Origin of the sequence: Bradyrhizobium sp. HKCCYLRH1030, from assembly GCF_051168395.1 — a bacterium.
Lineage (GTDB): Bacteria > Pseudomonadota > Alphaproteobacteria > Rhizobiales > Xanthobacteraceae > Bradyrhizobium.
The window spans coordinates 264468-286066 of sequence record NZ_JBNPUY010000009.1; the positions used below are offsets into that span (position 1 = coordinate 264468).

Here is a 21599-nt window from a genome sequence, read left to right on the forward strand (position 1 = left end):
ATGCACGATCTTCAGGGCGTGGCATCTGGGGCGTCCCGGCCGGGGCGTGCCGTGCCGGCCCGTTTGACAAGGATTCGATGGCATCGCCTGAGATCACGCTCGAAGCCGTTCCCGGGATCAACGAGGTCCCGGCCGCAGCATGGGACGCCTGTGCCAATCCCGAGGGCCGCGTCAGTCCCGGCTCATCTTCCGCCTGCGGGCGCGGCTACAATCCGTTCATCTCACACGCGTTTTTCTCGGCGCTCGAAGCCTCCGGCTCGGCCACCCTGCGCACCGGCTGGGCGCCGCGCCATCTGGTGGCGAAGATGGGTGACGAGGTCCTCGGCGTCGTGCCGTGCTACCTCAAGTCCCACTCGCAGGGCGAATATGTCTTCGACCGCGGCTGGGCCGATGCGTATGAGCGGGCCGGCGGGCGCTACTATCCGAAGCTGCAGGTCTCGGTGCCGTTCACGCCGGCCACAGGGCCGCGGCTGCTGATCCGCGCCGACCAGGACCGGGACATGATCGGCAATGCCCTCGCCCAGGGACTGAAGGCGCTGTGCGGGATCAGCGAGGCGTCCTCGGTCCACGTCACCTTCGCCCGGCAGGCCGAATGGCAGCTGCTCGCCGCGCAGGGCTTCCTGCAACGCACCGACCAGCAGTTCCACTGGCACAATCAGGGTTTTTCCACCTTCGACGATTTCCTGGCGACGATGAATTCGCGCCACCGCAAGGCGATCAAGCGCGAGCGGCGCGACGCATTGGCCGCCGGCATCACCATCCATTGGCTGACCGGCAAGGACATCACCGAGGACGCCTGGGACGCATTCTTCGAATTCTACATGGAGACCGGCTCACGCAAGTGGGGCCGGCCGTATCTCAACCGCAAGTTCTTCTCGCTGATCGGCGAGAGCATGGCCGACGACGTGCTGCTGGTCATGGCCAAGCGCGAGGGCCGCTGGATCGCCGGCGCGATCAACTTCATCGGCTCGGACACACTGTTCGGGCGCAACTGGGGCGCCATCGAGCACCACCCGTTCCTGCATTTCGAGGTCTGCTACTACCAGGCGATCGACTTTGCGATCCAGCACAAGCTCCAAGTCGTCGAAGCTGGCGCTCAGGGCGAGCACAAGATCGCGCGCGGCTACCTGCCGCAGACCACCTACTCCGCGCACTACATCGCCGACCGCCGCCTGCGCCGGGCCATTGACGACTATCTCAAGCGCGAGCGCGCCTATGTCGAGGAAGCCGGCCGCGAACTCGCCGAATCCGCCCCGTTCCGGAAAGGCATGGACGAGCCGTCTTGACCGGCGACACGTGCCGGTGAGAGTAAGGCGCACCAAGAGGAACCGCTTAAGGGACTGCCCATGACCGCCTACGATCCCAACAATCCGTTCGCGAAGATCCTGCGCGGCGAATTCCCCTGCACCAAGGTCTATGAGAACGACCACGTGCTGGCGTTCCTCGACATCATGCCGCGCGTGCCCGGCCACACCCTGGTGATCCCGAAGGCCGCTGCACGCAACATCCTCGACATCACCGAGGAGGACTATCTCCACGTCGGCCGTGCCGTGCGCACCATCGCCCGTGCCGCCAAGACCGCGTTCGCCGCCGACGGCATCACGGTGCAGCAGTTCAACGAGCATGCCGGCGGCCAGATGGTGTTCCACCTGCACGTCCACATCATGCCTCGCCGCAACGGCGATTCCCTGCTGCCGCCGGCGAGCCGCAAGGAAGATCCGAAGGTGCTGGAGGAGAACGCCGCCAAGCTGATTGCGGCGCTGAAGGGCTGATCAGGCCTCGTCGAGCCCGATGTCGAGCGCGGCCGACGAATGCGTGATCCAGCCGACCGAGATCAGGTCGACGCCGGCCGCGGCGATCGCGGGCGCGGTCTCCACGGTGATCCGGCCCGAGGCTTCGGAGATGGCCTTGCCGCTGATCATGCCGACCGCGGTTTCGAGCTCCGCCGGCGTCATGTTGTCGAGCAGCACCGCATCGACGCCCAGCGTCAGCGCCTGCTCGAGCTGAGCCAGAGTGTCGACCTCGACCTCGATCTTGACGAGATGGCCGGCATGGGCCTTTGCGCGCGTGATGGCAGCCTGGATGCCGCCGGCGATGGCGATGTGGTTGTCCTTGATCAGGACGGCGTCATCGAGCCCGAACCGGTGATTGCCGCCGCCTCCCGCGCGCACCGCATATTTCTCCAGCGCGCGCAGGCCCGGCGTGGTCTTGCGGGTGCAGACGATCTGCGCCTTCGTCCCCTTCACCGCCGATACCAGGGACGCCGTCGCGCTGGCGACCCCGCTCAAGCGGCAGAGGAAGTTGAGCGCCACGCGCTCGCCGGTCAGGAGCGCCCGTGCCGGGCCGCTGATGGTCGCGATCGCGTCTCCCGGCGTCACGACGCTGCCGTCCGGTCGCACGATCTCCATGCGCACGTCCGGCGAGACGGTCTGGAAGGCGCAGCGCGCCACATCGAGGCCCGCGATCACCCCGTGCTGGCGCGCCCGCAGCTTCAGCGATGCGCGCTGCTCGGCGGGGACGATGGCATCGGTGGTGATGTCGCCGGCGCGGCCGAGATCCTCGAGCAGAGCCATGCGCACCAGCGGCTCGTAGAGCAAAGGCGAGAGAGGATTGAGAGTCATGGCACTGCGCTCCTGGACGGCGTCTGCTCCGCCTCGACAATGTCGCGGGCAACCGCGATCGCCTCGGGCAGAGTGAGGCTGGATGGCTGCGCGACGGGCAGCGTGCCCGGACGATCGCTGCGGAAATGCGCGCCGCGGCTCTCCTCCCGCGCATGGGCCGCGACCGCGAGCATCAAGCCGACCAGCGCCGGGTCAGCCATGGGCCCGGCCTGCTCTGCCAGCGGAAGCAGGCCGCTGACGGCAGCCGCGATCGTGCGATGCTCGCGCATCACGCCGAGCGCATGCGACAGCAGCGGCCGTGCGGCCGACGGATCGGACGCCGGCGGAATGGCAGCCACCGCGCACGGCTTGCCTGCACGCTGCGGCGCGCCGGCCACGCTTTCGGCCACCCATTGCGCGCAGACGATCGCTTCCATCAGCGAGTTGCTGGCGAGCCTGTTGGCGCCGTGCAGGCCGGTGCGGCTGGCCTCGCCACAGGCCCACAAGCCCTCGACCGTGCTGCGTCCCATCGTGTCAACAGCGATGCCGCCCATATGATAGTGCACGGCCGGCCGCACCGGGATCGGATCGCGCGCGGGGTCGATGCCCGCCATGCGGCAGAACGCGCTGATCACGGGATAGCGCGCGGCGAAATCCTTGCCCGGCTTGTTGCGCGCATCGAGGAACACGCGGCGGCCTTGCGCACGGCGGCGCCATACCGCCCGCGCCACTACGTCGCGCGGCGCCAGCTCAGCGCCGGGCTCGTCGGCCATGAAGCGCGTGCCGGTGTCGTCGATCAGGACGGCGCCGTCGCCGCGGATCGCCTCGGTGAGCAGCGGCAGCGGCCGCGACGGTCCGTCGAACGCGGTGGGGTGAAACTGCACGAATTCGAGATCGGACAGCACGGCCCCGGCCCGCGCCGCCAGCGCGAGGCCCTGGCCGAAACAGCCGGCCGGATTGGTGCTGTCGAGGAACAGGCCGCCGATGCCGCCGGTTGCGATCACGACGCGCGTCGTGGCGAGGATCAGAGCCTCATCGCCGCGCGCCGCAGCCACGCCCTGGATCGCGTTGTCATTGACGATCAGCCGGCGCGCCTCGACGCCTTCGAGCAAGGTCACCGAAGCACAACGCCTGACAGCCGCGATCAGCGCGCGCATGATCTCGCGTCCCGTGCCGTCGCCCGTCGCATGCACGATCCGGTTGCGGCTGTGTGCGGCCTCCAGGCCCAGACGCCAACGTCCATCCGCACCTCGGTCGAACGCAACGCCAAGCTGGGCGAGGCGCTCGACCGCGGCCGGCGCCGCATCGATGATGCGGCGCGCGGCGGCCTCGCCGCACAATCCGGCTCCGGCGGCGAGCGTGTCCTTCAGATGCAGCCCCGGATCATCGTCATCGCCAACCGCCGCAGCCAGTCCACCCTGCGCCCACATGCTCGACGCCTCCGCGCCGAGCGGCGACTTCGACAACAGCACGACCGGCTCGGGCGCAAGCTGCAGCGCCGTCATCAGACCTGCGGCACCGCCGCCGATGATCACGGGACGGCCGATCAACTTCGAAACATCGATGCTCATGATGCCAGCATCCTTTCCACTGCGCGCCGCGCGCGCTCGGCCATCGCGGGATCGATCGTGACCTCGTGCGTGTTGGTCTCGAGCGCGTGGCGGATGTTCTTCAGGGTGATCCGCTTCATGTGCGGGCACAGATTGCAGGGGCGGATGAACTCGATGTCGGGATGGAGCACGGCGACATTGTCGCTCATCGAACATTCCGTCAGCAGCACCACGCGGGCCGGCCTTCTTGCTCCGACGAAGTCCGACATCGCCGCGGTGGAGCCGGCGAAGTCCGCCTCCGCCACGACCTCTGGAGGACATTCCGGATGCGCGAGCACGGTGACACCAGGATGGTTGTCGCGCAGCGTGCGGACGTCCTCGGCGCTGAAGCGCTCATGCACCTCGCAATGCCCTTTCCAAGCCGTGATCCTGACCTTCGTCTGTGCGGCGACGTTCCGCGCGAGATATTCATCCGGCAGCATGATGACGTGATCGACACCGAGCGACTCGACCACCGCGCGCGCGTTGCCGGAGGTGCAGCAGACGTCGGACTCGGCCTTCACCGCCACCGACGTGTTGACATAGGCGACCACGGGCACGCCCGGGTGGCGCGCGCGCATCAGCCGCACGTCGTCGGCGGTGATCGACTCCGCCAATGAGCAGCCCGCCTCTACGTCGGGGATCAACACCGTCTTGTCGGGATTGAGCAGCTTGGCGGTCTCGGCCATGAAGTGGACGCCGGCGAGCACGATCACCTCGGCATCGACCTTGGTCGCTTCGCGCGCCAGCAGCAGGCTGTCGCCGACGATGTCGGCGACGCCGTGATAGATTTCGGGCGTCTGATAGTTGTGCGCCAGCACCACGGCATTGCGCCGGCGCTTCAGCGCCAGAATGGCTTCGACATCGTCCTCGAAGACAGCCCATTCCGGCGGCGGGATCACCCGGCTCAGACGCTCAGCAAGCGATGCATTCGGCGCGACGGCGGGCAGGACAAGATCGACCATTTATACTCTCCGTGAGCATAAGATGGCTTATACTTATCCTGAGCATAAGCTGTGTCAAGAGCGGGAGATCAATATCGCGAGAGCGGCAGCTTGGTTCCGACCACCGCCCGCTCGGCCAGCACCCCCTGCCGGAAGCGAAACAGCTTGGCCGGCCGGCCAATCGTGTCGGCAGCAATTGCGCCTGTCTCTTCAACCAGTTCCTGCTGCTCGATGAGGCGGCGGAAGTTCTGCTTGTGCACGAGCCGGCCGGCGAGAGCCTCGACGCTGCGCTGCAATTGCAGCAGTGTAAATTCTTCCGGCATCAACTCGAACACGACCGGCCGGTATTTGATCTTGGCGCGCAGGCGGGCAATGCCGGTGGCGAGAATCCGACGGTGATCACCGATCATGGCGCGCCCGGGCAGCATCGGCTGGCTGGCCCCCTTCTCGCGCACGCTCTCGGGGATCAGCGCCGCCTCGTACAGCAGCTCATAGCGCTGCAGCGTCAGCTCCTCGTTCCACTCGCGGCCATCGAGACCGAAGGTGATGGCGGCGCGCTGCCATCTCGTCTTTTGCAGCGCCGGCTCGTCGGCGGCTCGCGCCCAGGCCTTCAGCTTCGGCGCGATGATCTTGGCCAGGATCGTCGGCGGTCCGTCGCGATGATCCTCCCACGGGAAGTAGTCGTACCACGACGACCATTGCGCATCCGCGCCCTCACGCCCCTCTTCCTCGCGGGTCAGGCCGAGATAGCTGATGGAGATGCGGTGCGGCGCGTCGGGATCGCCGCCGCGACCGCGGTCGGCGAAGGTGTAGAGCTGCTCGACATAGCCGAGCGGATGGCCGGTCTGCGCCTCGACCCAGGCGCGCAGCCCCATCTGCAGCGAGCGGTGCGCGAACTGAAACGGTCCGCTCGGAAGCGCCGCAGCATGCTCGATCGTCATGATCTTCGGGTGCCCGTCGGTCACCGCCACCAGCACGGCGACGAGGTCCGCCGTGATCGCATCCTGAGCCGTCACCGTTTTCTGCGGCCGCTTGTTCACCTTCGACATCCGGATCCGTCGGTCCTATTTGTCATCCTCACCCTTCGCCGCCGGCGTGAACGCGCAATGATCCGGCTTCAGGTCGATCAGCGGCGTCTCGTCGAGACAGTCGAGACCGCGCACCAGCACGGTGTTGCCTTCCAACGCGACGAAGCGGACGGTCGACACGCCGATCGGATTGGGACGCACCGGCGAGCGCAGCGCGAAGGTGCCCCGGGTCTCGCCGTCATGATGGCGCGGGCTCTGCTTGACGATATCCCGGCGCGCCCGGTTGAGCCAGTACAGCACCTGGAGATGGCTGAAACGATCGATGCCCTGCAGCGCCGGCACCCAGGGCTCGAAGATCTCGAGCCGGCACACCGGCCCCTCGAAGCTGCCCTGCCGCGGCGTCTCGAGCCGCGAGGTCCAGGGCGTGCGGATGCGGCCGATGAAATACAGCGTGGCGTCGCGCGGCTGTGGCGCGTCGACGGCAACTTCTCCCGGACGGAGATCGGAATCAGTGGTCATTGCGGAGTCCTTGGGTCTTCCCGGCAATCTATCCGAACCTCGGCTCACCGCAATTGCGGTCGCGCAAGATCGCGCAACTCAGCCGAGCCACCATTTGCCGGCCAGCATCGCGGCTTCGCCGCAGACGACACCGGCAAAGATCGAGCGGCGGCTCGCCATGAAGGCCGCAAGGCCGGCAACGACGGCACCGTAGCGCAGCCCCCAAGGCACGCTGGCGAGCGCGCCCGGCGGCTGCACCAGGATCTGGGCGATGACCCCCGCCAAGATGGCGGTCGCGACCGCCTTGACCCACATCAGCAGGTCCGAGCCCTCGTCGAGCCCGCTGCCGAACCAAAGTCCGAGCAGGCGCCAGATCTGGTTGGGGATCACGCCCGCCACCAGCAGCACCACGAGCGCATGCCAATCGCCGATGAAGTCGCTCATGCCAGCCCCCGCCGCTCGCGCCATTTGTGCGCGCCGAACGCGAGCGTTCCGGCGACGACGCCGCTGACCAGGATGTCGACGCCGCTGTCGAGCTGGGCGGCCAGAGGATACAGCACGAGGCCGAGACCGAGCGCGAGCACGTCGGCAAGCTCCCTGGCGTTGCGCAGGGTCGAGAACAGGAAGGCCAGCGGCGTCAGCAAGAGCACCGCGGCGCCGAAGGTCTGCGACAGATTGGCGGCGAGAAGATACCCGATGATGGTCGCGATCAGCGCAATCCCCATCAGGCCGCTGCCGAGCCCATGCACGAAGGCGATGCGGCGATCGCGCGGCACATGCGGCAGGAAGCGATAGCATTCGACCCACAGGGTCACGGCGGTGAAATGGGCGATCAGCACCAGGTGCCGCCGCTTGGTCTGCGGCGAGCGGATCAGGGGCAGCACCGCCACCACCATCGGAAACAGCCGGATCGCGCTCATCGTGACCGCGATCGCCGATTGCAGAATGGTCTGGCCGGAGCCGAGCGTGGAGACCAGGATGATCTGCGCTGGACCGGCCCAAACCAGCACCGTGCTCAGGATCGCCCAGAGCATGCTGAAACGGGTATCGTGGGCGAGCGCGCCGATGCCGATGAAGGTGACGAACAGCACCAGTGACAGGATGGTCGCTGACGTCGCGCGCAGCCCCCAGCCGAAGGCGCGCAGTGAACCATGCCATTGCGGCGAATCGAGCGGAGGAAGTGTCACGAGCGGCCTAGCGGAACGAACCGCGATAAGGCTGGTGAAAGCCGCTCGCGTCAACCGCCATCAGGCGCGCGCGGGTCTGCGTCCGGCGCAGCCATCCCCCACACGCAGCGCTGAGGCAGCTCTATCCGGAGCGATTGCGCAGCACGAAGCAGGCACCGCCGGCCTCGCGGATCCGACTGCAGAGCGCGTCGGCCTCGGCCCGTGTCTCGGCGCCGATCCGCACCTGGTAGAAGGCGCGGTTGCCGCGCGAGCGCATCACCGACGACAGCAGGCTCGGGTCGCGGTCGCCGATGACCGGGCCAAGCCCCTTGATCGCCCGCGAATACATCGCGAGCGCCTTGTTGCGGTCGAAGCCTGCAGCCAGTTGGACGCCCCATGGTTTCGCGGCCGACAGCGCCACATGCTGCTCGAGCTCCGTGACGAACGGATTCGGCGCGCGCTTCAACATCGCCATCAGCTGACGACACGAGGTCGGCGGCGGGCTTGGCGGCGTCTTGCCGCCGTTACCGGCGGCCGCCCACTCATCGATCGTGGCTCCCGTGATGGCCGAGACGTAGTTGCGGGTCTCCCAGGGCATCTGCCCCTTGCCGGCGAGCCAGTCCTGCACCCGGCGCGGCCCCGCATTGTAGGCCGCCGCCGCGAGCCCGAGATTGCCGAACTGGTCGCGCAGCTCGGCCAGGAACTGCGCCGACTTCGGCAGCGCCTGAACCGGATCGAACGGATCGAGCAACTGGCGCTCGTTCGCCGTGCCCGGCATGAACTGCGCGATTCCCTGCGCGCGCTGGCCGTTGCGCGTGACCGGCCCGACTGCATCGCTCTGGAAGCGGCTCTCCTGCCAGATCACGCGAGCGAAGAATTCGAGCGGCAGATCATTCGCCTTGGCTGCGGATTCGATCATCAGGCAGATCGCCTCGCGCGTACCGCTCTCCTTGGCCTCCTCGGACTTGTTCTCCGAGCCCTCTGCCGCAGCGTCTGCCGGCTTGGCAGCCTCCTGCGGCGAATCCTGCCGGGCGCCGTCCTTCGGATCAGCCGGCACGGCAGCGTCACGGTCGGAGGCCTGCTCCGCCGCCACGCCGGACAAGGGCATGGTCAGCATCAAGGCAAGGCCGAGACAGGCAATGCGAGCAACCGAAACCATGGAAAGCATCGTGAGCGCGGTGCAATGGTTGAATTCTGCCGACAGACAAAGCCGAAGACCATGCGGGGTTCCACCGCGCGGCGCCTTGACACAGCGAACGAGCCGGCTAGCAATCCCCGAGTGCCGCAGGGAGCGCGAGGGATGACCGCACCGACCGACGACAGACTCGGCTTCGCGCCCGAAAGCGATGCGCCATTGTCCTACATGGCGCGCACGCGCGACTACTATCTCGCGATCGGCTATGACACGCCCTATCGCTGGGCTCACTACACGTCGGCGCCGTTCCATCCCTTGCGCAAGCCGCTCGCGCAGTCGCGCATCACCATTGTCACCACGGCCGCGCCTTTCGATCCCGCCAAAGGCGATCAAGGCCCCGGCGCGCCCTATAACGGCGGCGCCAAGTTCTACTCCGTCTATGACGGCGACACGTCGGCGCAGCACGACCTGCGCATTTCCCACATCGCCTATGATCGCGCGCACACCTCGGCCGAGGATTCCGGCACCTGGTTTCCGCTACCACAGCTCCTAAGGCTGGCAGGTGAAGGCCGCATCGGCGCGGTCGGACCGCGCTTCTTCGGCGCGCCGACCAATCGCAGCCACCGCGTCACGATCGAGACCGATGCGCCAGAGATTCTCGCGCGCTGCCGCGCCGACGAGATCGACGCCGTCGTGCTGGTGCCGAACTGTCCGGTGTGCCACCAGACCGTGAGCCTGGTGGCACGGCATCTCGAAGCGAACGGCGTCGCGACCGTCGTCATGGGCTGCGCCAAGGACATCGTCGAGCATGCCGCCGCGCCGCGCTTCCTGTTCTCGGATTTTCCGCTGGGCAATTCCGCCGGCAAGCCGCACGACGCGGCCTCGCAGGCCTTCACGCTCGAGTTGGCTTTGCGTGTCCTCGAGAGTTCACCAGCCGCACGCACGACCGTGCAATCGCCCTTGCACTGGAGCGACGATCACGGCTGGAAGCGCGACTACAGCAATCCCGCCATGCTCGCGCCGGACGAGCTGGCACGGCGGCGCGCCGAGTTCGATGCGCAGAAGGCGATCGCGCGGCAGGTTCGTGAGACATCAGGCTAGATACATTGAGCTAGCTCGACATCATCGGAATCGAACAGCCTATTTTCCTTCAGCCTTCGGCTCGGGCCTTTGAAACTGGATATTGCACTTCTTCGCTATCGATGCCTGCTCGATGGCAACCATCTGCCCCTTCATGTTGCCCAACTCTGCAGCAGTCTGCTTATCTCCTCCGACCAAAAATGCTGCTGGCCAGAAGATCACGACGGCAGCCGTGGTCGCAATCGTGTCATTTGTCCGCTGCTTGTCTTGGGCCCCCGAAAGCACGGCAGCGCGGGAAGAGACACTCTGGGCCTCCATAGCAAGCTGCTGGCAGGTGTAGGACTGATAGATCATTGGGGAGACATAGCTCGGGGTGATGTCGGCCGAACTCGAAGCACAGGCGCCAAGAAGCAAAGCACCCAAAAGACCGATATTGCGCCACGCTACGAACATGATTCTCCCCCCTTGCCCACGAAATCGTGAAGCAATCAGAGGGCGAACGCAAGTCGTCCGGGCCAATCACCGATGCGATTGTGCCAGAAAATTTCGAGGATGAAGGCAGCCGTCCCGGTATCGGCGCAGAATGGCGGCGATCTGGATTGATCGCAGCCCATCAAATGTCGCGCGGACGGTATAGGAGCACGTCGAGCGCCGGTCGAGCCACTCCGACTCTACGGTCGCGGTGCGGGACCGTCAGCCAGCCGCCGATGGCGCCTCGCCGGGAGTGACCGTGTCGACCGGCAACGCGAACTGCTCGACCCGGTTGAGCGGCTTCTTGTTGAGCAGCAGCCGGGTGACGTCGGGGCGCGAATAGTGTCCCGCCGGATCGGCGGCATTCTTGGCGATGCCGATCATGCCCAAATCGATCTCGGCGATCAGCAGGCCTTCCTGCTCCGGCGGCAGCTTCTCGGCGAGCGACGAGCCATCCGGACCAAAGATCGCGGCGTGGCCGCCGCCGACATGCAGCAGCGCGTGCTTGTCGGGCCGGTCACACAGTTCGTCGATCATCGCCTGCGAGACGGTGGCGCACGGCGCCAGCACGAAGCACGAGCCCTCGACCGCATAGACGCGCGAGGCGGCGTTGTTGACCTCGGCGCCGAGCGCCGGCGCGAACGGATCGTACAGCGAGAAGCTCGGCCACGCGGCGACATGCACCTGCTCGTTCTGCGCGTACATTGCATATTTCGACAGCGGCTGCAGATGCTCCCAGCAGCACAGCGCACCGATCCGGCCGATGTCGGGACGATCATGCACAGCAAGGTCGCTGCCGTCGCCCTCACCGTAGACGGTACGCTCGGCATGGGTCGGCCGCAGCTTGCGGCGCCTGGCAATGGTCTCGCCGTCCGGGCCGATCAGCCATTGCGCGATGTAGAGGCTGCCGCCGTCGCGCTCGGAGAGTCCCAGTACGGCCGTCAGCCCGGCCTTGCGCACGGCAGCCCGCAGCGCTTCGGCCTGCGGGCTGTCATAGGCCAGCGAGTTGTCGAAATAGCGCTGCACGAAGCCGCGACCGATGCCCCAGGCCGGCGAGTCCATCCAGATGTGCCAGGGATAGCCGGGGATGAAGACCTCCGGAAACGCGATCAGCTTGGCGCCCTTGTCGGCCGCCTCCTCGATCAGGGCGATGGTCTTCTTGATCGAGGCGTCCAGGTCGAGCCAGGCCGGTGCCGCCTGCACCACCGCCACCTTGTATTTCGGATGTGCCAGTCCCATCGCTGCTGCTCCCTGATGCCGTGCGCGGCGGTGGCGCCGCGACCGGGCCAACTATTGACGCCAGCCGGCTTTCGCGCTCGTCTGCCAGGGAACGAAAATTCGACTGCGGCCGAGACGAAGACCCCAGCCGGCCCGGAATTTGCTGCATTGCCACAGATCAAGCCGGCACAGGTGCAGGGGGAGACGGAGCGATGCCGATCCTGTTCACCACCGACGGAAGCCCGGGCCACCGCCGGCTGGCGCGGTGGCAGGACATCGTCTGCGACGTCTATGTCGGGCTCGATTGCACGTCCGATCTCGGCAGCGCGTTTCGCGGCTCGGTGACCCATACCGCGTTGGGACGGGCTGTCTGCTCCGAGGTTGCCTCGGACCGGCAGCGCGTGCACCGGACCTCGCAGCGGATCTCTCGGGCGGATGCCGACTTCGTTCTCGTCGCATTCGGACGTGAGGGAATCGGCGGCGTCGTCCAGGATGGCCGCGACACCGTGATCCGGCCCGGCGAGTTCGCGATCTACGACACGACCCGCCCCTATGAGCTGCAGTTCGACGCCGCGTTCAAGCAGATCGTGTTCAAGCTCCCGCGCGAGATGCTGCAGCGCCGGATCGGCCCGACGGAGACCGTGACGGCGATCAGCTTCGGCCCCGACAGCCCGCTCCAGCCCCTTGCCCATGAGTTCATCGTCAGGCTTTGCGAACGCGCCGAGCACATCGGCCCCGAGCATGCCGAACCTCTGGCCAACCAGGCCGCCGACCTGCTCGCCATGACCTTGGCCGAGCGGCTGCGCGCACAACCCCTGCCCGCCTCGAGCCATCGCGCAACGCTGCTCTATCGGATCAAGGCGCACATCCGCACCCGACTATCCGACGCCGGCCTCTCACTGCCGGAGATCGCACGCGAGCTCGGGCTATCGACGCGCTACGTCAATGATCTGTTCTCGGACGAGGAGACGTCGTTCCAACGCTTCGTGCTGGCCGAGCGGCTCAAGCAGTGCCGGCGCGATCTCGGCTCGCCGATGCTGGCGCATCGTCAGATCAGCGAGATCGCGTTTTGCTGGGGCTTCAATGACCTCTCGCATTTCGGCCGCGTGTTCCGCGAGCAGTTCGGCCTGTCGCCACGCGAGTGGCGGCGCAGCGCCGCGAAGCGCTAAGCTGGCCGCAACGCGCCCGCCTCACGCGCCTCGTGGCACTGTTCGCGCCCTCGGCTTGTGCGAGGTGGCGCCCGGCCGTCAGCGCGGCGGATCGGCGCGCAAGGCATCGACCAGCCAGTCACGAAAGGCAAGCATGCCGGACGTCGGTTCTTTCGACTTCAACCAGGTCAGCCAATAAGAACCGGCGGCGACCCCAGCCGCAAACGGCCGGACCAGCCGACCCGTCTCGAGCTCGCAGTTGAACATGGCGATCGGAACCAGGCCAACGCCGACGCCGCGCGCGGCCGCTTCGGCCATCGCGACGGAGCTGTCGAAGATCGGCCCCTGGATCATCGGGCATGGAGCGCCCGCGACTGCAAACCATAATGGCCATTCCTCGGAGCGATACGACCGCAGGAGATTTTCGTCCGCGAGGTCCGACGGCGCGCGCAGACGACTCGCGACATCGGGATGACAGACGGGCGACAGCGGGGCAGACATCAGATGGATGGCCTCAGTGCCGTGCCAGGATCCGTCGCCGAAGCGAAGCGCGATGTCGAGCCCGTCTCCAGCGATATCGATGCGGTTGTTGTTGGTGAGGAGGCGCAGGTCGATATGGGGGTGCGCATCTCGAAAACCGTCGAGACGTTGCAACAGCCATCCCGTTGCAAAGGTGCCGACACAGCCGACGGTCACGACCTCGCGGGTTCCCTTCGCTTCGATGCGATCGATCGCGCCGCTGATGCGACTGAACGCATCGTTGAGGACGGGAAACAGAGCCAGGGCTTCGTCAGTCAACGTGAGGCCACGCGGCAGGCGCCGGAACAGGTGAGCGCCCAACATCTGCTCGAGCTGTTTCACCTGGTGACTGATCGCGGTCTGCGTGACCCTGAGCTCCAAGCCTGCCTTGGTGAAGCTCAGATGCCGGGCGGATGCTTCGAAGGCCCGCAAGGCGTTCAAAGGGAGATGGCTGCGGATAGGCATGATGACCAAGTTCTGCTCATGGCTCGACGAATAAATGATCGTTTGTCAGTCGTCACCTCGTTCGGCAGGTTCGCGCAGTCACTGGAGAATGAACATGCTGACGAGACGGCATCTGGGTTTTGGAATCCTCGGGATGGCGGCTGCGGCGAGCGGGCTGCCATCACCTGCGGCGAAGGCGGCGGCCGACCGAAGGGCGCATCTGGAAGGGGACTCGCCCGCATCGAGCGCGAGAGTCTCGGACGGCTCGGCATCGCCGTCCTCGACTCCGAGAGCGGGTTCGAGGCGGGCCTGCGCTCGGCCGAGCGCTTTCCGATGTGCAGCACGTTCAAGTGTCTGGCTTCCGCGGCTGTCCTGAAGCGCGTCGACGCCGGCGAACTGCATCTCGACACGCGCGTCCCGTTCGAGGCGAAGGATCTCGTAACATATTCGCCGGTGACCAAGGAGCACGTCGGCCGCGGCATGACACTCGCCGAGCTCTGCGAAGCTGCGCTCACCCAGAGCGACAACACCGCGGGAAATCTCCTGTTGCGGCAGATCGGCGGTCCTGCGGGTCTGACGCGTTTTGCCCGATCGATCGGCGACGAGATCAGCCGCCTGGACCGCTGGGAAATTGAGCTCAACGAGGCGCTGGCCGACGACCCTCGCGACACGACCAGTCCGGCCGCCATGCTACAGAACCTGCGCCGCGTGCTCCTTGGCGAGGTTTTGTCGACGAATATGCGCCAGCGATTGACGGACTGGATGATCGCCAACAAGACTGGCGACACTCGGCTTCGCGCCGGTGTGCCGCGTGACTGGCGCGTCGCCGACAAGACGGGCGCTGGGGACCGCGGCACGACCAACGACATCGGCATTCTCTGGCCCCCGGGCCGCAAACCGGTTCTGGTCACGGCCTATCTGACTGGTTCACAGGCGTCTCCCGAGGATCGCAACGCAACGATCGCGAAAGTCGCGCGGGCGGTTGCAGACGTCGTGATGGGACAGGCTGGGTAGTTCGAGCATCCGGCTTCCGAGCCCCTCCGGAAGCCGGACATCAGACCCAAGATGTTCGCCATGGCGGCGCAACGATTGGGCAGGCTAAGCTGCGGCCGGCCCACGTCATCGGAATGTGCGGCCGCTGCCGGGATCGATCCGATGCGCCGCTTTGCCATGAAGGCCCTGTTCTCCCTGCTGACCTTGCAGCGGGACGACGAGACACAGCTGCGCTGGGACCGGATCGTCCTGATCGGCTCGACCCTGGTGACGATCGGGCTGATCGCCCTATATGCCTATAGCAAGGCCGAGGGCCGCTGGTAGCCGGGCGCAAGACACGCGAGAACGAGTTCATGAGACGACGAATGGGGTCCGCCTGCCTGCTGCTGGCGTTCGCCTCGACCGCCAGCCATGCGCTGGACAGCGAGCAGAAGCGTGGAAAAGCGCTCTTGCAAAGCCTTTGCAGCCGATGCCATGCGGTAGGTCTCACAGGCGCCAGCCGGCACCCCGACGCGCCCCCGTTCAGGACCTTCGGTGACAGCAAGCTCTACGACGAGGATTTCGCCCAGCGGCTGCAGGCCGGCCTGTCGACCATTCACAAGGACATGCCGAGCTTCCAGTTCGATCGGCCCGAGGCAGAGGCCGCGGTCAATTACCTCAAGGCGATCCAGGTCCGCCCCAAACGGCGGTGACGCGCCGGCGCGCTCCGCTGGCGTGGAACGGGACTTGTACGGCCCGGTTGCCCGTTCCCGTTCATTGTCCGCGGCCCGGCTGCGACCGGAGCCCGCATGATGACGCCGACGACCACGGGTCTGCACGCCGACGGACTGCCGCTGCCGCAGCGTACCTGGGCGATCGTGACGATCGCCCTGGGCATCGTGCTGGCCGTGATCGACGGCGCCATCGCCAATGTGGCGCTGCCGACGATCGCCCGCGACCTCCATGCGAGTCCTGCTTTTTCGATCTGGATCGTCAACGGCTATCAGCTCGCGGTGACGATCTCGCTGCTGCCACTGGCCTCGCTCGGCGAGATCATCGGCTATCGGCGGGTCTATCTCGCCGGCCTCGTGCTGTTCACGGCTGCCTCCGCCTTCTGTGCGCTGGCCGACAGCCTGCTGCTGCTGACGCTCGCGCGCATCCTGCAGGGCTTTGGCGCCGCCGGCATCCTCAGCGTCAACTCGGCGCTGGTGCGTTTCACCTATCCGCACGCTCTGCTCGGCCGCGGCATCGGCATCAATGCGATGGTGGTCGCGGTCTCCGCCGCGCTCGGTCCGACCATCGCCGCCGGCATCCTCGCCGTCGGCAGCTGGCCGTGGCTGTTCGCGATCAACGTGCCGCTCGGCATCGTCACCTTCGTCTTCGGCTTCCGCTTCCTGCCGCATACGCCGCGCGCGCCGCACATGTTCGATTGGCAGAGCGCGGCGCTGAGCGCAGTCGCCTTCGGCTTCCTGATCGCCGCCGTGGACAGCCTCGGCCATGGCGAGGCGCTGGTGACCTGCGTGATCGAGTTCGTCGTCGCCGTCACGGCCGGCGTGTGGCTGGTCTGGCGCCAGACCCACATGGCCTCGCCGCTGCTGCCGGTCGACCTGCTGCGCATTCCGGTGTTCGCGCTGTCGATCGCGACCTCGATCTCGTCGTTCTGCGGCCAGATGCTCGCCTTCGTCGCGATCCCCTTCTATCTCGAAAGCCATTTCGGCTATTCGCCGGTGCAGATGGGCCTGCTGATCACGCCGTGGCCGATTGCGGTCGGCCTGACGGCGCCGATTGCGGGGCGGCTGGTCGAGCGCGTGCCGGCCGGGCTGCTCGGTGGCATCGGTCTCGTCATCTTCGCATGCGGGCTCGGTGCGCTCGGCCTGCTGCCGCGCGAGCCGTCGGCATGGGATGTCGTCTGGCGCATGGCGCTGGCCGGCTGCGGCTTCGGCCTGTTCCAGACGCCGAACAACCGCACCATGATCGCCGCTGCGCCACGCGAGCGCGCCGGCGGCGCCAGCGGCATGCTCGGCACGGCGCGCCTGCTCGGCCAGACCACGGGCGCCGCCCTGGTCGCGATGTTCCTCGCGATCGACGCGACCGACGGCACGCGGCTGTCGCTCTTGACCGGGGTCGGTTTCGCGCTGGTCGGCGCGTTCCTGAGCATGCTCAGGCTGTCGCCGGCCGGCGCGCGCGGCGCCGAGCGCGTCCGCGTCCAGGACGGCCAGCGGCTGAAGGGGGAGTAACGGTCGATGAGCGAAGTGTTCATTCGAGGCGATGATTCAGAGAACCTGGAGACGTTCGCTCTCTACCTCTTCAGCCGCCTGAATGTGAGGTTCGTGGAAATTCGCGAGAGTTCGTTCTACGTGAACAACACCTACATCGTTGGTGAAGCACTGGGCATGATGGTCAAATTGTCGCTAGCCGACGATACGGAATTCAACGACTATCGATACTGGCTCACCTTCAGCGCTCCTAGCGGCCTGTCAGAAGGCGGCCACGGCAGTCTCGACGGTGTTGCTGAGTTGGTCGCAGGTGTGTTGGCATTGGAGGGCTTGGAGACGGCCCGTTCGCTCGGAGGCGGGCTGCGAATCGGTGAGCCGAAGAGGCTCTACAGGAGAGAGGTCCGAAGCGACGGCCCGGGCTACGTTTTGCGAACATCGGAAGCATAGCCCGTGCCGACGGTCGATTGGACGATGCTGGCCCTGCTCGCCCTCGCCGCCTTCGGCTCGGGCATCGTCAATGCGCTGGCCGGCGGCGGCGCGTTCCTGACCTTCCCGACGCTGCTCGCCGCCGGCATTCCCGCGATTGACGCCAACGCTTCCAGCACGGTCGCGCTCTGCCCCGGCCAGTTCGTCAGCGCTTGGGCCTCCCGTGAGATCTTGAACGACGCAAAGGCGCCCTGGCGCCACGACCTCGTGCGGCTGTCGATCATCAGCCTGCTCGGTGGCACGCTCGGCGCCGTGCTGCTCTTGGTCACACCGTCGACCGCCTTCAGCCGGCTCGTGCCTTGGCTTTTACTGTTCGCCACGAGCGTGTTTGCATTCGGCATGCGTTTTACGCCGAAGGATGGCGCTCGCTGGTTCGGGCCGCGGACCATCCAGGCGGTGCAGTTCGTGATCGCGATCTATGGCGGCTACTTCGGCGGCGGCATCGGCATCCTGATGCTGGCGGCCCTGGTGTTCTACGGCATGCGCGACATTCGCGCCATGAACGGCATGAAGGTGCTGCTCGCTGCGCTCATGAATATGACGGCCTCCGCCATCTTTGCGTTCTCAGGCCGCGTGCATTGGCTGGAGACGCTGACGATGATGGGCGCTGCCATGATCGGCGGCTTCGTCGGCGCGCGGCTTGGCCAGATCATCCCGCCGGCCCATGTGCGCCGCTTCATCATTGCCGTCGGCTGCGGCCTGACGGTGTATTTCTTCGTCAAGCCGGCCTGAGCCGGACGTCGCATCAAAGAACCTCGCGTCAAACGAAAAAGGCCGGCGCGATGGCCGACCTTTCGTAGTGATCTCGTCGCGTCAGGCCTACGCCTTGACCAGCGGTCCCTTCGGCGCCGGCCCCTTCGAGCCGCCGCCGGACTTCGGCTTGCGCTTGCGCGCGGCCGGAACTTCGGACTTCGGCGTGACCGGGCCCTCGACGAACTCGAAGCCGATCTTCTCCTCGACGCCGGATTCGTCCTTGACGAGGACGACACGGACGTGACCGCCGCCCTTCAGCTTGCCGAACAGCACCTCGTCGGCCAGCGGCTTCTTGATGTGCTCCTGGATCACACGGCCCATCGGCCGCGCGCCCATCTGCTCGTCATAGCCGTGCTGGATCAGCCAGGCCTTGGCCGGTTCCGACAGCTCGATCGTGACGTCGCGGTCGGCGAGCTGGGCCTCGAGCTGCAGCACGAACTTCTCAACGACCATTCCGATCACCTCGACGTTGAGGTGCGCGAACGAGACGATGGAGTCGAGCCGATTGCGGAATTCCGGCGCGAACTGCCTGTTGATCGCCTCGTGGTCGTCACCTTCCCGCTTCGAGCGATGGAAGCCGAACGCCTGCTTGGCCATGTCAGCCGCGCCTGCATTCGTGGTCATGATCAGGATCACGTTGCGGAAGTTGACCTGCTTGCCGTTGTGGTCGGTGAGCCGGCCGTGATCCATGATCTGCAACAGCACATTGTACAGGTCCGGATGCGCCTTCTCGATCTCGTCCAGCAGCACCACGCAGTGCGGATGCTGGTCGACGCCATCGGTCAGGAGGCCGCCCTGGTCGAAGCCGACATAGCCAGGAGGCGCGCCGATCAGGCGCGACACCGTGTGCCGCTCCATGTACTCCGACATGTCGAAGCGAAGCAGCTCGACGCCCAGGGTCGAGGCGAGCTGCTTGGCGACCTCGGTCTTGCCGACGCCGGTCGGACCCGAGAACAGATAGCAGCCGATCGGCTTCTCCGGCTCGCGCAGGCCGGCACGGGCCAGCTTGATCGAGGCCGACAGCGAATCGATCGCCTTGTCCTGGCCGAACACCACGCGCTTGAGGGTCTGCTCGAGATGCTTGAGCACCTCGGCATCGTCCTTCGACACACTCTTCGGCGGAATCCGCGCCATCGTGGCGATCGTGGTCTCGATCTCCTTGATGCCGATCGTCTTCTTGCGCTTGTTCTCTGCCAGCAGCATCTGCGCCGCGCCGGATTCGTCGATCACGTCGATCGCCTTGTCCGGCAGCTTGCGGTCATGGATGTAGCGCGACGATAACTGCACCGCGGCCTCGATGGCCTCGTTGGTGTATTTCAGCCGGTGATAGTCCTCGAAGTACGGCTTCAGCCCCTTCAGGATCGCGATCGCATCCTCGACCGACGGCTCGTTGACGTCGATCTTCTGGAACCGGCGCACCAGCGCGCGGTCCTTCTCGAAATGCTGGCGATACTCCTTGTAGGTCGTCGAGCCCATGCAGCGGATCGAGCCCGAGGCCAGCGCCGGCTTGAGCAGGTTGGACGCATCCATCGCGCCGCCCGACGTCGCACCGGCACCGATCACGGTGTGGATCTCGTCGATGAACAGGATCGCGTTCGGATGCGCCTCGAGTTCCTTGAGCACCTGCTTCAGGCGCTCCTCGAAGTCGCCGCGATAGCGCGTGCCCGCGAGCAAGGTGCCCATGTCGAGCGAGAACACGGTCGCGGCCGACAGCACCTCCGGAACCTCGCTGTCGACGATGCGCTTGGCGAGGCCCTCGGCGATCGCCGTCTTGCCGACGCCGGCTTCGCCGACGAACAGCGGGTTGTTCTTCTGGCGCCGGCACAGCACCTGGATGGCGCGGTTGATCTCGGAGTTTCGGCCGATCACCGGATCGATCTTGCCGTCACGCGCCTTCTTGTTGAGATTGACGCAATAGGTTTCCAGCGCCTCGCCCTTTTTCTTGGAGTCCTCGTTGCCCTTGGCTTCGGTCTCCTCGTCGACGCCGCGAACCGGGCGCGCTTCGGAGACACCAGGGCGCTTGGCGATGCCGTGGCTGATGTAGTTCACGGCATCGTAACGCGTCATGTCCTGCTCCTGCAGGAAGTACGCGGCGTGGCTCTCACGCTCGGCGAAGATCGCGATCAGCACGTTGGCGCCGGTGACCTCTTCGCGGCCCGACGACTGAACGTGGATCACGGCGCGCTGGATCACGCGCTGGAAACCTGCGGTCGGCTTGGCGTCGTCGCTGCCGTCCGTGACCAGATTTTCGAACTCGGTTTCGAGGTAGTTCACGAGACTGCCGCGCAGCTTGTCGAGGTCGACGCTGCATGCGCGCATCACGGCCGCTGCATCGGAGTCATCGATCAAGGACAGAAGGAGGTGTTCCAGTGTCGCGTATTGATGATGACGCTCGTTGGCGATCGCCAGCGCACGATGCAGGGATTGTTCAAGGCTTTGAGAAAAAGTCGGCATGCGCGTCCTCTGTGGCCCCTTGCCATCATGATCGCCGCCGCCCGGTCAGGCAACAACAACCTTCGTCAAATATAGTTATAACCGAGTGCGACAAAAGACCGGCCGAGCCGCTCGATTACGGGTTCACCGGATCGTCAATGCAAAACCCGTTCCGATTGCGGCAAATCCGGCTGCGACAACCGAACGGCGCACGCCGCCGAGCGGGGAGAGATAAGGACCAGAGCGGCCGTAATTCTTCGGACGAGAAGTGAAACCTGCCCGGATTGCGCTGACCCCGTCTGCAGCAATTTGCGGCTTTCGATGACCCTTCGTCCGATGCCGATTCGCGGTGATCAATCGGGCAGCGCCCCAGCCCCCGCCCCTGGCCAGCAGATGCGCGCGTCGGCGGCTCCCTTCGCGGAGGGAGCCGGCTATTTCTTCTCCATCACACACTGCAACGGGTGCTGGTGCTTGCGGGCGAAGTCCATCACCTGCGTCACCTTGGTCTCGGCGATCTCGTAGGTGAAGACGCCGCACTCCCCGATGCCGTGATGATGCACGTGGAGCATGATCTTGGTCGCGGCCTCGACGTCCTTGTTGAAGAACTTCTCCAGGACGTGAACGACGAACTCCATCGGCGTGTAATCGTCGTTCAGGATCAGGACGCGGTAGAGGTTGGGGCGCTTGGTCTTCGGCTTGACCTTGGTGATCACGGACGTGACCGGGCCACCGGTGCCACCGGACTTGTTGTCGTTATTGCTCATCCTGGGCGCGGATCGGTTCAATCTGGAAGTTGGCTGCGACATCTTGCACGCGTTAGATATGGCTGCGAGGCTCCCAATAAAGAGTTTCCCTCGGCGCGTTGCTCTCAATAAGGGGTGCCCCCCGACCTGTCCCCT

General features: G+C 66.1%; 23 protein-coding genes. 10 read left to right on the forward strand and 13 right to left on the reverse strand.

The annotated features are described in order from the left end of the window. The first annotated feature begins 77 nt into the window (after positions 1–77). Together ACQR1E_RS25685 and ACQR1E_RS25690 are read left to right on the forward strand one after the other, a co-directional pair. A complete protein-coding gene (locus ACQR1E_RS25685; RefSeq protein ID WP_434897715.1) occupies positions 78–1286 on the forward strand; it encodes a GNAT family N-acetyltransferase in 1209 nt (402 codons plus the stop codon). 60 nt (positions 1287–1346) lie between these two features. Next, complete coding sequence (locus tag ACQR1E_RS25690; RefSeq protein ID WP_315752984.1) at positions 1347–1772, forward strand: HIT family protein; 426 nt, start codon at positions 1347–1349, stop codon at positions 1770–1772. On the opposite strand, the gene nadC is transcribed toward ACQR1E_RS25690, so the two are convergent. From nadC to ACQR1E_RS25730, 8 genes are all read right to left on the reverse strand, one after another. Then, complete coding sequence (gene nadC / locus ACQR1E_RS25695; RefSeq protein WP_315752985.1) at positions 1773–2621, reverse strand: carboxylating nicotinate-nucleotide diphosphorylase; 849 nt, start codon at positions 2619–2621, stop codon at positions 1773–1775. Next, positions 2618–4171 (reverse strand): L-aspartate oxidase, encoded by a 1554-nt coding sequence (locus ACQR1E_RS25700; protein ID WP_316165112.1) that lies wholly within the window; start codon positions 4169–4171, stop codon positions 2618–2620. Before ACQR1E_RS25700 ends, nadC begins: the two co-directional genes overlap by 4 nt. Next, on the reverse strand, positions 4168–5154 hold the full coding sequence (gene nadA, locus ACQR1E_RS25705; RefSeq protein WP_315827266.1) for a quinolinate synthase NadA: 987 nt from the start codon (positions 5152–5154) through the stop codon (positions 4168–4170). The genes ACQR1E_RS25700 and nadA overlap by 4 nt, the downstream gene beginning before the upstream one ends. Before the next feature lie 68 nt (positions 5155–5222). Continuing rightward, the gene (locus tag ACQR1E_RS25710) at positions 5223–6182 is read right to left on the reverse strand and encodes an NUDIX hydrolase (RefSeq protein WP_434897716.1); all 960 of its coding nucleotides are present in this window, start codon (positions 6180–6182) and stop codon (positions 5223–5225) included. A 15-nt stretch (positions 6183–6197) separates the two neighbouring features. Then, positions 6198–6680: a tRNA (N6-threonylcarbamoyladenosine(37)-N6)-methyltransferase TrmO gene (gene tsaA, locus ACQR1E_RS25715; protein WP_434897717.1), complete on the reverse strand. Its 483-nt coding sequence runs from the start codon at positions 6678–6680 to the stop codon at positions 6198–6200. A gap of 78 nt (positions 6681–6758) precedes the next feature. Then, the gene (locus ACQR1E_RS25720; RefSeq protein WP_315718383.1) at positions 6759–7103 is read right to left on the reverse strand and encodes an AzlD domain-containing protein; all 345 of its coding nucleotides are present in this window, start codon (positions 7101–7103) and stop codon (positions 6759–6761) included. Next, positions 7100–7846, reverse strand: coding sequence for an AzlC family ABC transporter permease (locus tag ACQR1E_RS25725; RefSeq protein ID WP_316165108.1), 747 nt, complete (start codon positions 7844–7846; stop codon positions 7100–7102). Before ACQR1E_RS25725 ends, ACQR1E_RS25720 begins: the two co-directional genes overlap by 4 nt. 121 nt (positions 7847–7967) lie before the next feature. Further along, positions 7968–8933 (reverse strand): transglycosylase SLT domain-containing protein, encoded by a 966-nt coding sequence (locus ACQR1E_RS25730; protein ID WP_409977993.1) that lies wholly within the window; start codon positions 8931–8933, stop codon positions 7968–7970. A 192-nt stretch (positions 8934–9125) separates the two neighbouring features. Here ACQR1E_RS25730 and ACQR1E_RS25735 point away from each other — a divergent pair, with 192 nt between their 5' ends. Continuing rightward, positions 9126–10061 carry a glycine reductase gene (locus tag ACQR1E_RS25735; protein WP_434897718.1) on the forward strand — a complete coding sequence of 312 codons (936 nt, stop codon included), beginning with the start codon at positions 9126–9128 and terminating at the stop codon, positions 10059–10061. A 39-nt stretch (positions 10062–10100) separates the two neighbouring features. Here the strand turns inward: ACQR1E_RS25735 and ACQR1E_RS25740 are convergent, their stop codons facing one another. Continuing rightward, on the reverse strand, positions 10101–10493 hold the full coding sequence (locus tag ACQR1E_RS25740) for a hypothetical protein (protein WP_434897719.1): 393 nt from the start codon (positions 10491–10493) through the stop codon (positions 10101–10103). A 240-nt stretch (positions 10494–10733) separates the two neighbouring features. Beyond that, positions 10734–11750: a carbon-nitrogen hydrolase family protein gene (locus ACQR1E_RS25745; RefSeq protein ID WP_434897720.1), complete on the reverse strand. Its 1017-nt coding sequence runs from the start codon at positions 11748–11750 to the stop codon at positions 10734–10736. Between the two features lie 191 nt (positions 11751–11941). Between ACQR1E_RS25745 and ACQR1E_RS25750 the strand changes: the two genes are divergently transcribed. Further along, entirely contained in the window at positions 11942–12898 is a 957-nt protein-coding gene (locus tag ACQR1E_RS25750; protein WP_434897721.1) for a helix-turn-helix domain-containing protein, read from the forward strand. Positions 12899–12976: 78 nt separating this feature from the next. Here ACQR1E_RS25750 and ACQR1E_RS25755 read toward each other — a convergent pair whose 3' ends face one another. Beyond that, positions 12977–13798, reverse strand: a complete 822-nt coding sequence (locus ACQR1E_RS25755) for a LysR family transcriptional regulator (RefSeq protein WP_434897738.1) — start codon at positions 13796–13798, stop codon at positions 12977–12979. On the opposite strand from ACQR1E_RS25755, the gene bla reads away from it, so the two are divergent. From bla to ACQR1E_RS25785, 6 genes are all read left to right on the forward strand, one after another. Continuing rightward, a complete protein-coding gene (gene bla / locus ACQR1E_RS25760) occupies positions 13706–14854 on the forward strand; it encodes a class A beta-lactamase (protein ID WP_434897722.1) in 1149 nt (382 codons plus the stop codon). The two genes, ACQR1E_RS25755 and bla, sit on opposite strands and share 93 nt — an antisense overlap. Positions 14855–14905: 51 nt before the next feature. Then, complete coding sequence (locus tag ACQR1E_RS25765; protein ID WP_315754573.1) at positions 14906–15157, forward strand: hypothetical protein; 252 nt, start codon at positions 14906–14908, stop codon at positions 15155–15157. A 41-nt stretch (positions 15158–15198) separates the two neighbouring features. After that, a complete protein-coding gene (locus ACQR1E_RS25770) occupies positions 15199–15525 on the forward strand; it encodes a c-type cytochrome (protein WP_315718375.1) in 327 nt (108 codons plus the stop codon). Positions 15526–15624: 99 nt separating this feature from the next. Further along, on the forward strand, positions 15625–17049 hold the full coding sequence (locus ACQR1E_RS25775; RefSeq protein WP_434897739.1) for an MFS transporter: 1425 nt from the start codon (positions 15625–15627) through the stop codon (positions 17047–17049). A gap of 6 nt (positions 17050–17055) precedes the next feature. Further along, positions 17056–17475 carry a hypothetical protein gene (locus ACQR1E_RS25780; RefSeq protein ID WP_434863506.1) on the forward strand — a complete coding sequence of 140 codons (420 nt, stop codon included), beginning with the start codon at positions 17056–17058 and terminating at the stop codon, positions 17473–17475. 24 nt (positions 17476–17499) lie between these two features. Further along, positions 17500–18246: a sulfite exporter TauE/SafE family protein gene (locus tag ACQR1E_RS25785; protein WP_434897740.1), complete on the forward strand. Its 747-nt coding sequence runs from the start codon at positions 17500–17502 to the stop codon at positions 18244–18246. Positions 18247–18333: 87 nt separating this feature from the next. Here ACQR1E_RS25785 and clpA read toward each other — a convergent pair whose 3' ends face one another. Both clpA and clpS read right to left on the reverse strand, forming a co-directional pair. Further along, on the reverse strand, positions 18334–20721 hold the full coding sequence (clpA, locus tag ACQR1E_RS25790; protein ID WP_315718374.1) for an ATP-dependent Clp protease ATP-binding subunit ClpA: 2388 nt from the start codon (positions 20719–20721) through the stop codon (positions 18334–18336). 410 nt (positions 20722–21131) lie between these two features. Further along, a complete protein-coding gene (gene clpS / locus ACQR1E_RS25795; protein ID WP_008960690.1) occupies positions 21132–21464 on the reverse strand; it encodes an ATP-dependent Clp protease adapter ClpS in 333 nt (110 codons plus the stop codon). Between the last annotated feature and the right edge of the window lie 135 nt (positions 21465–21599).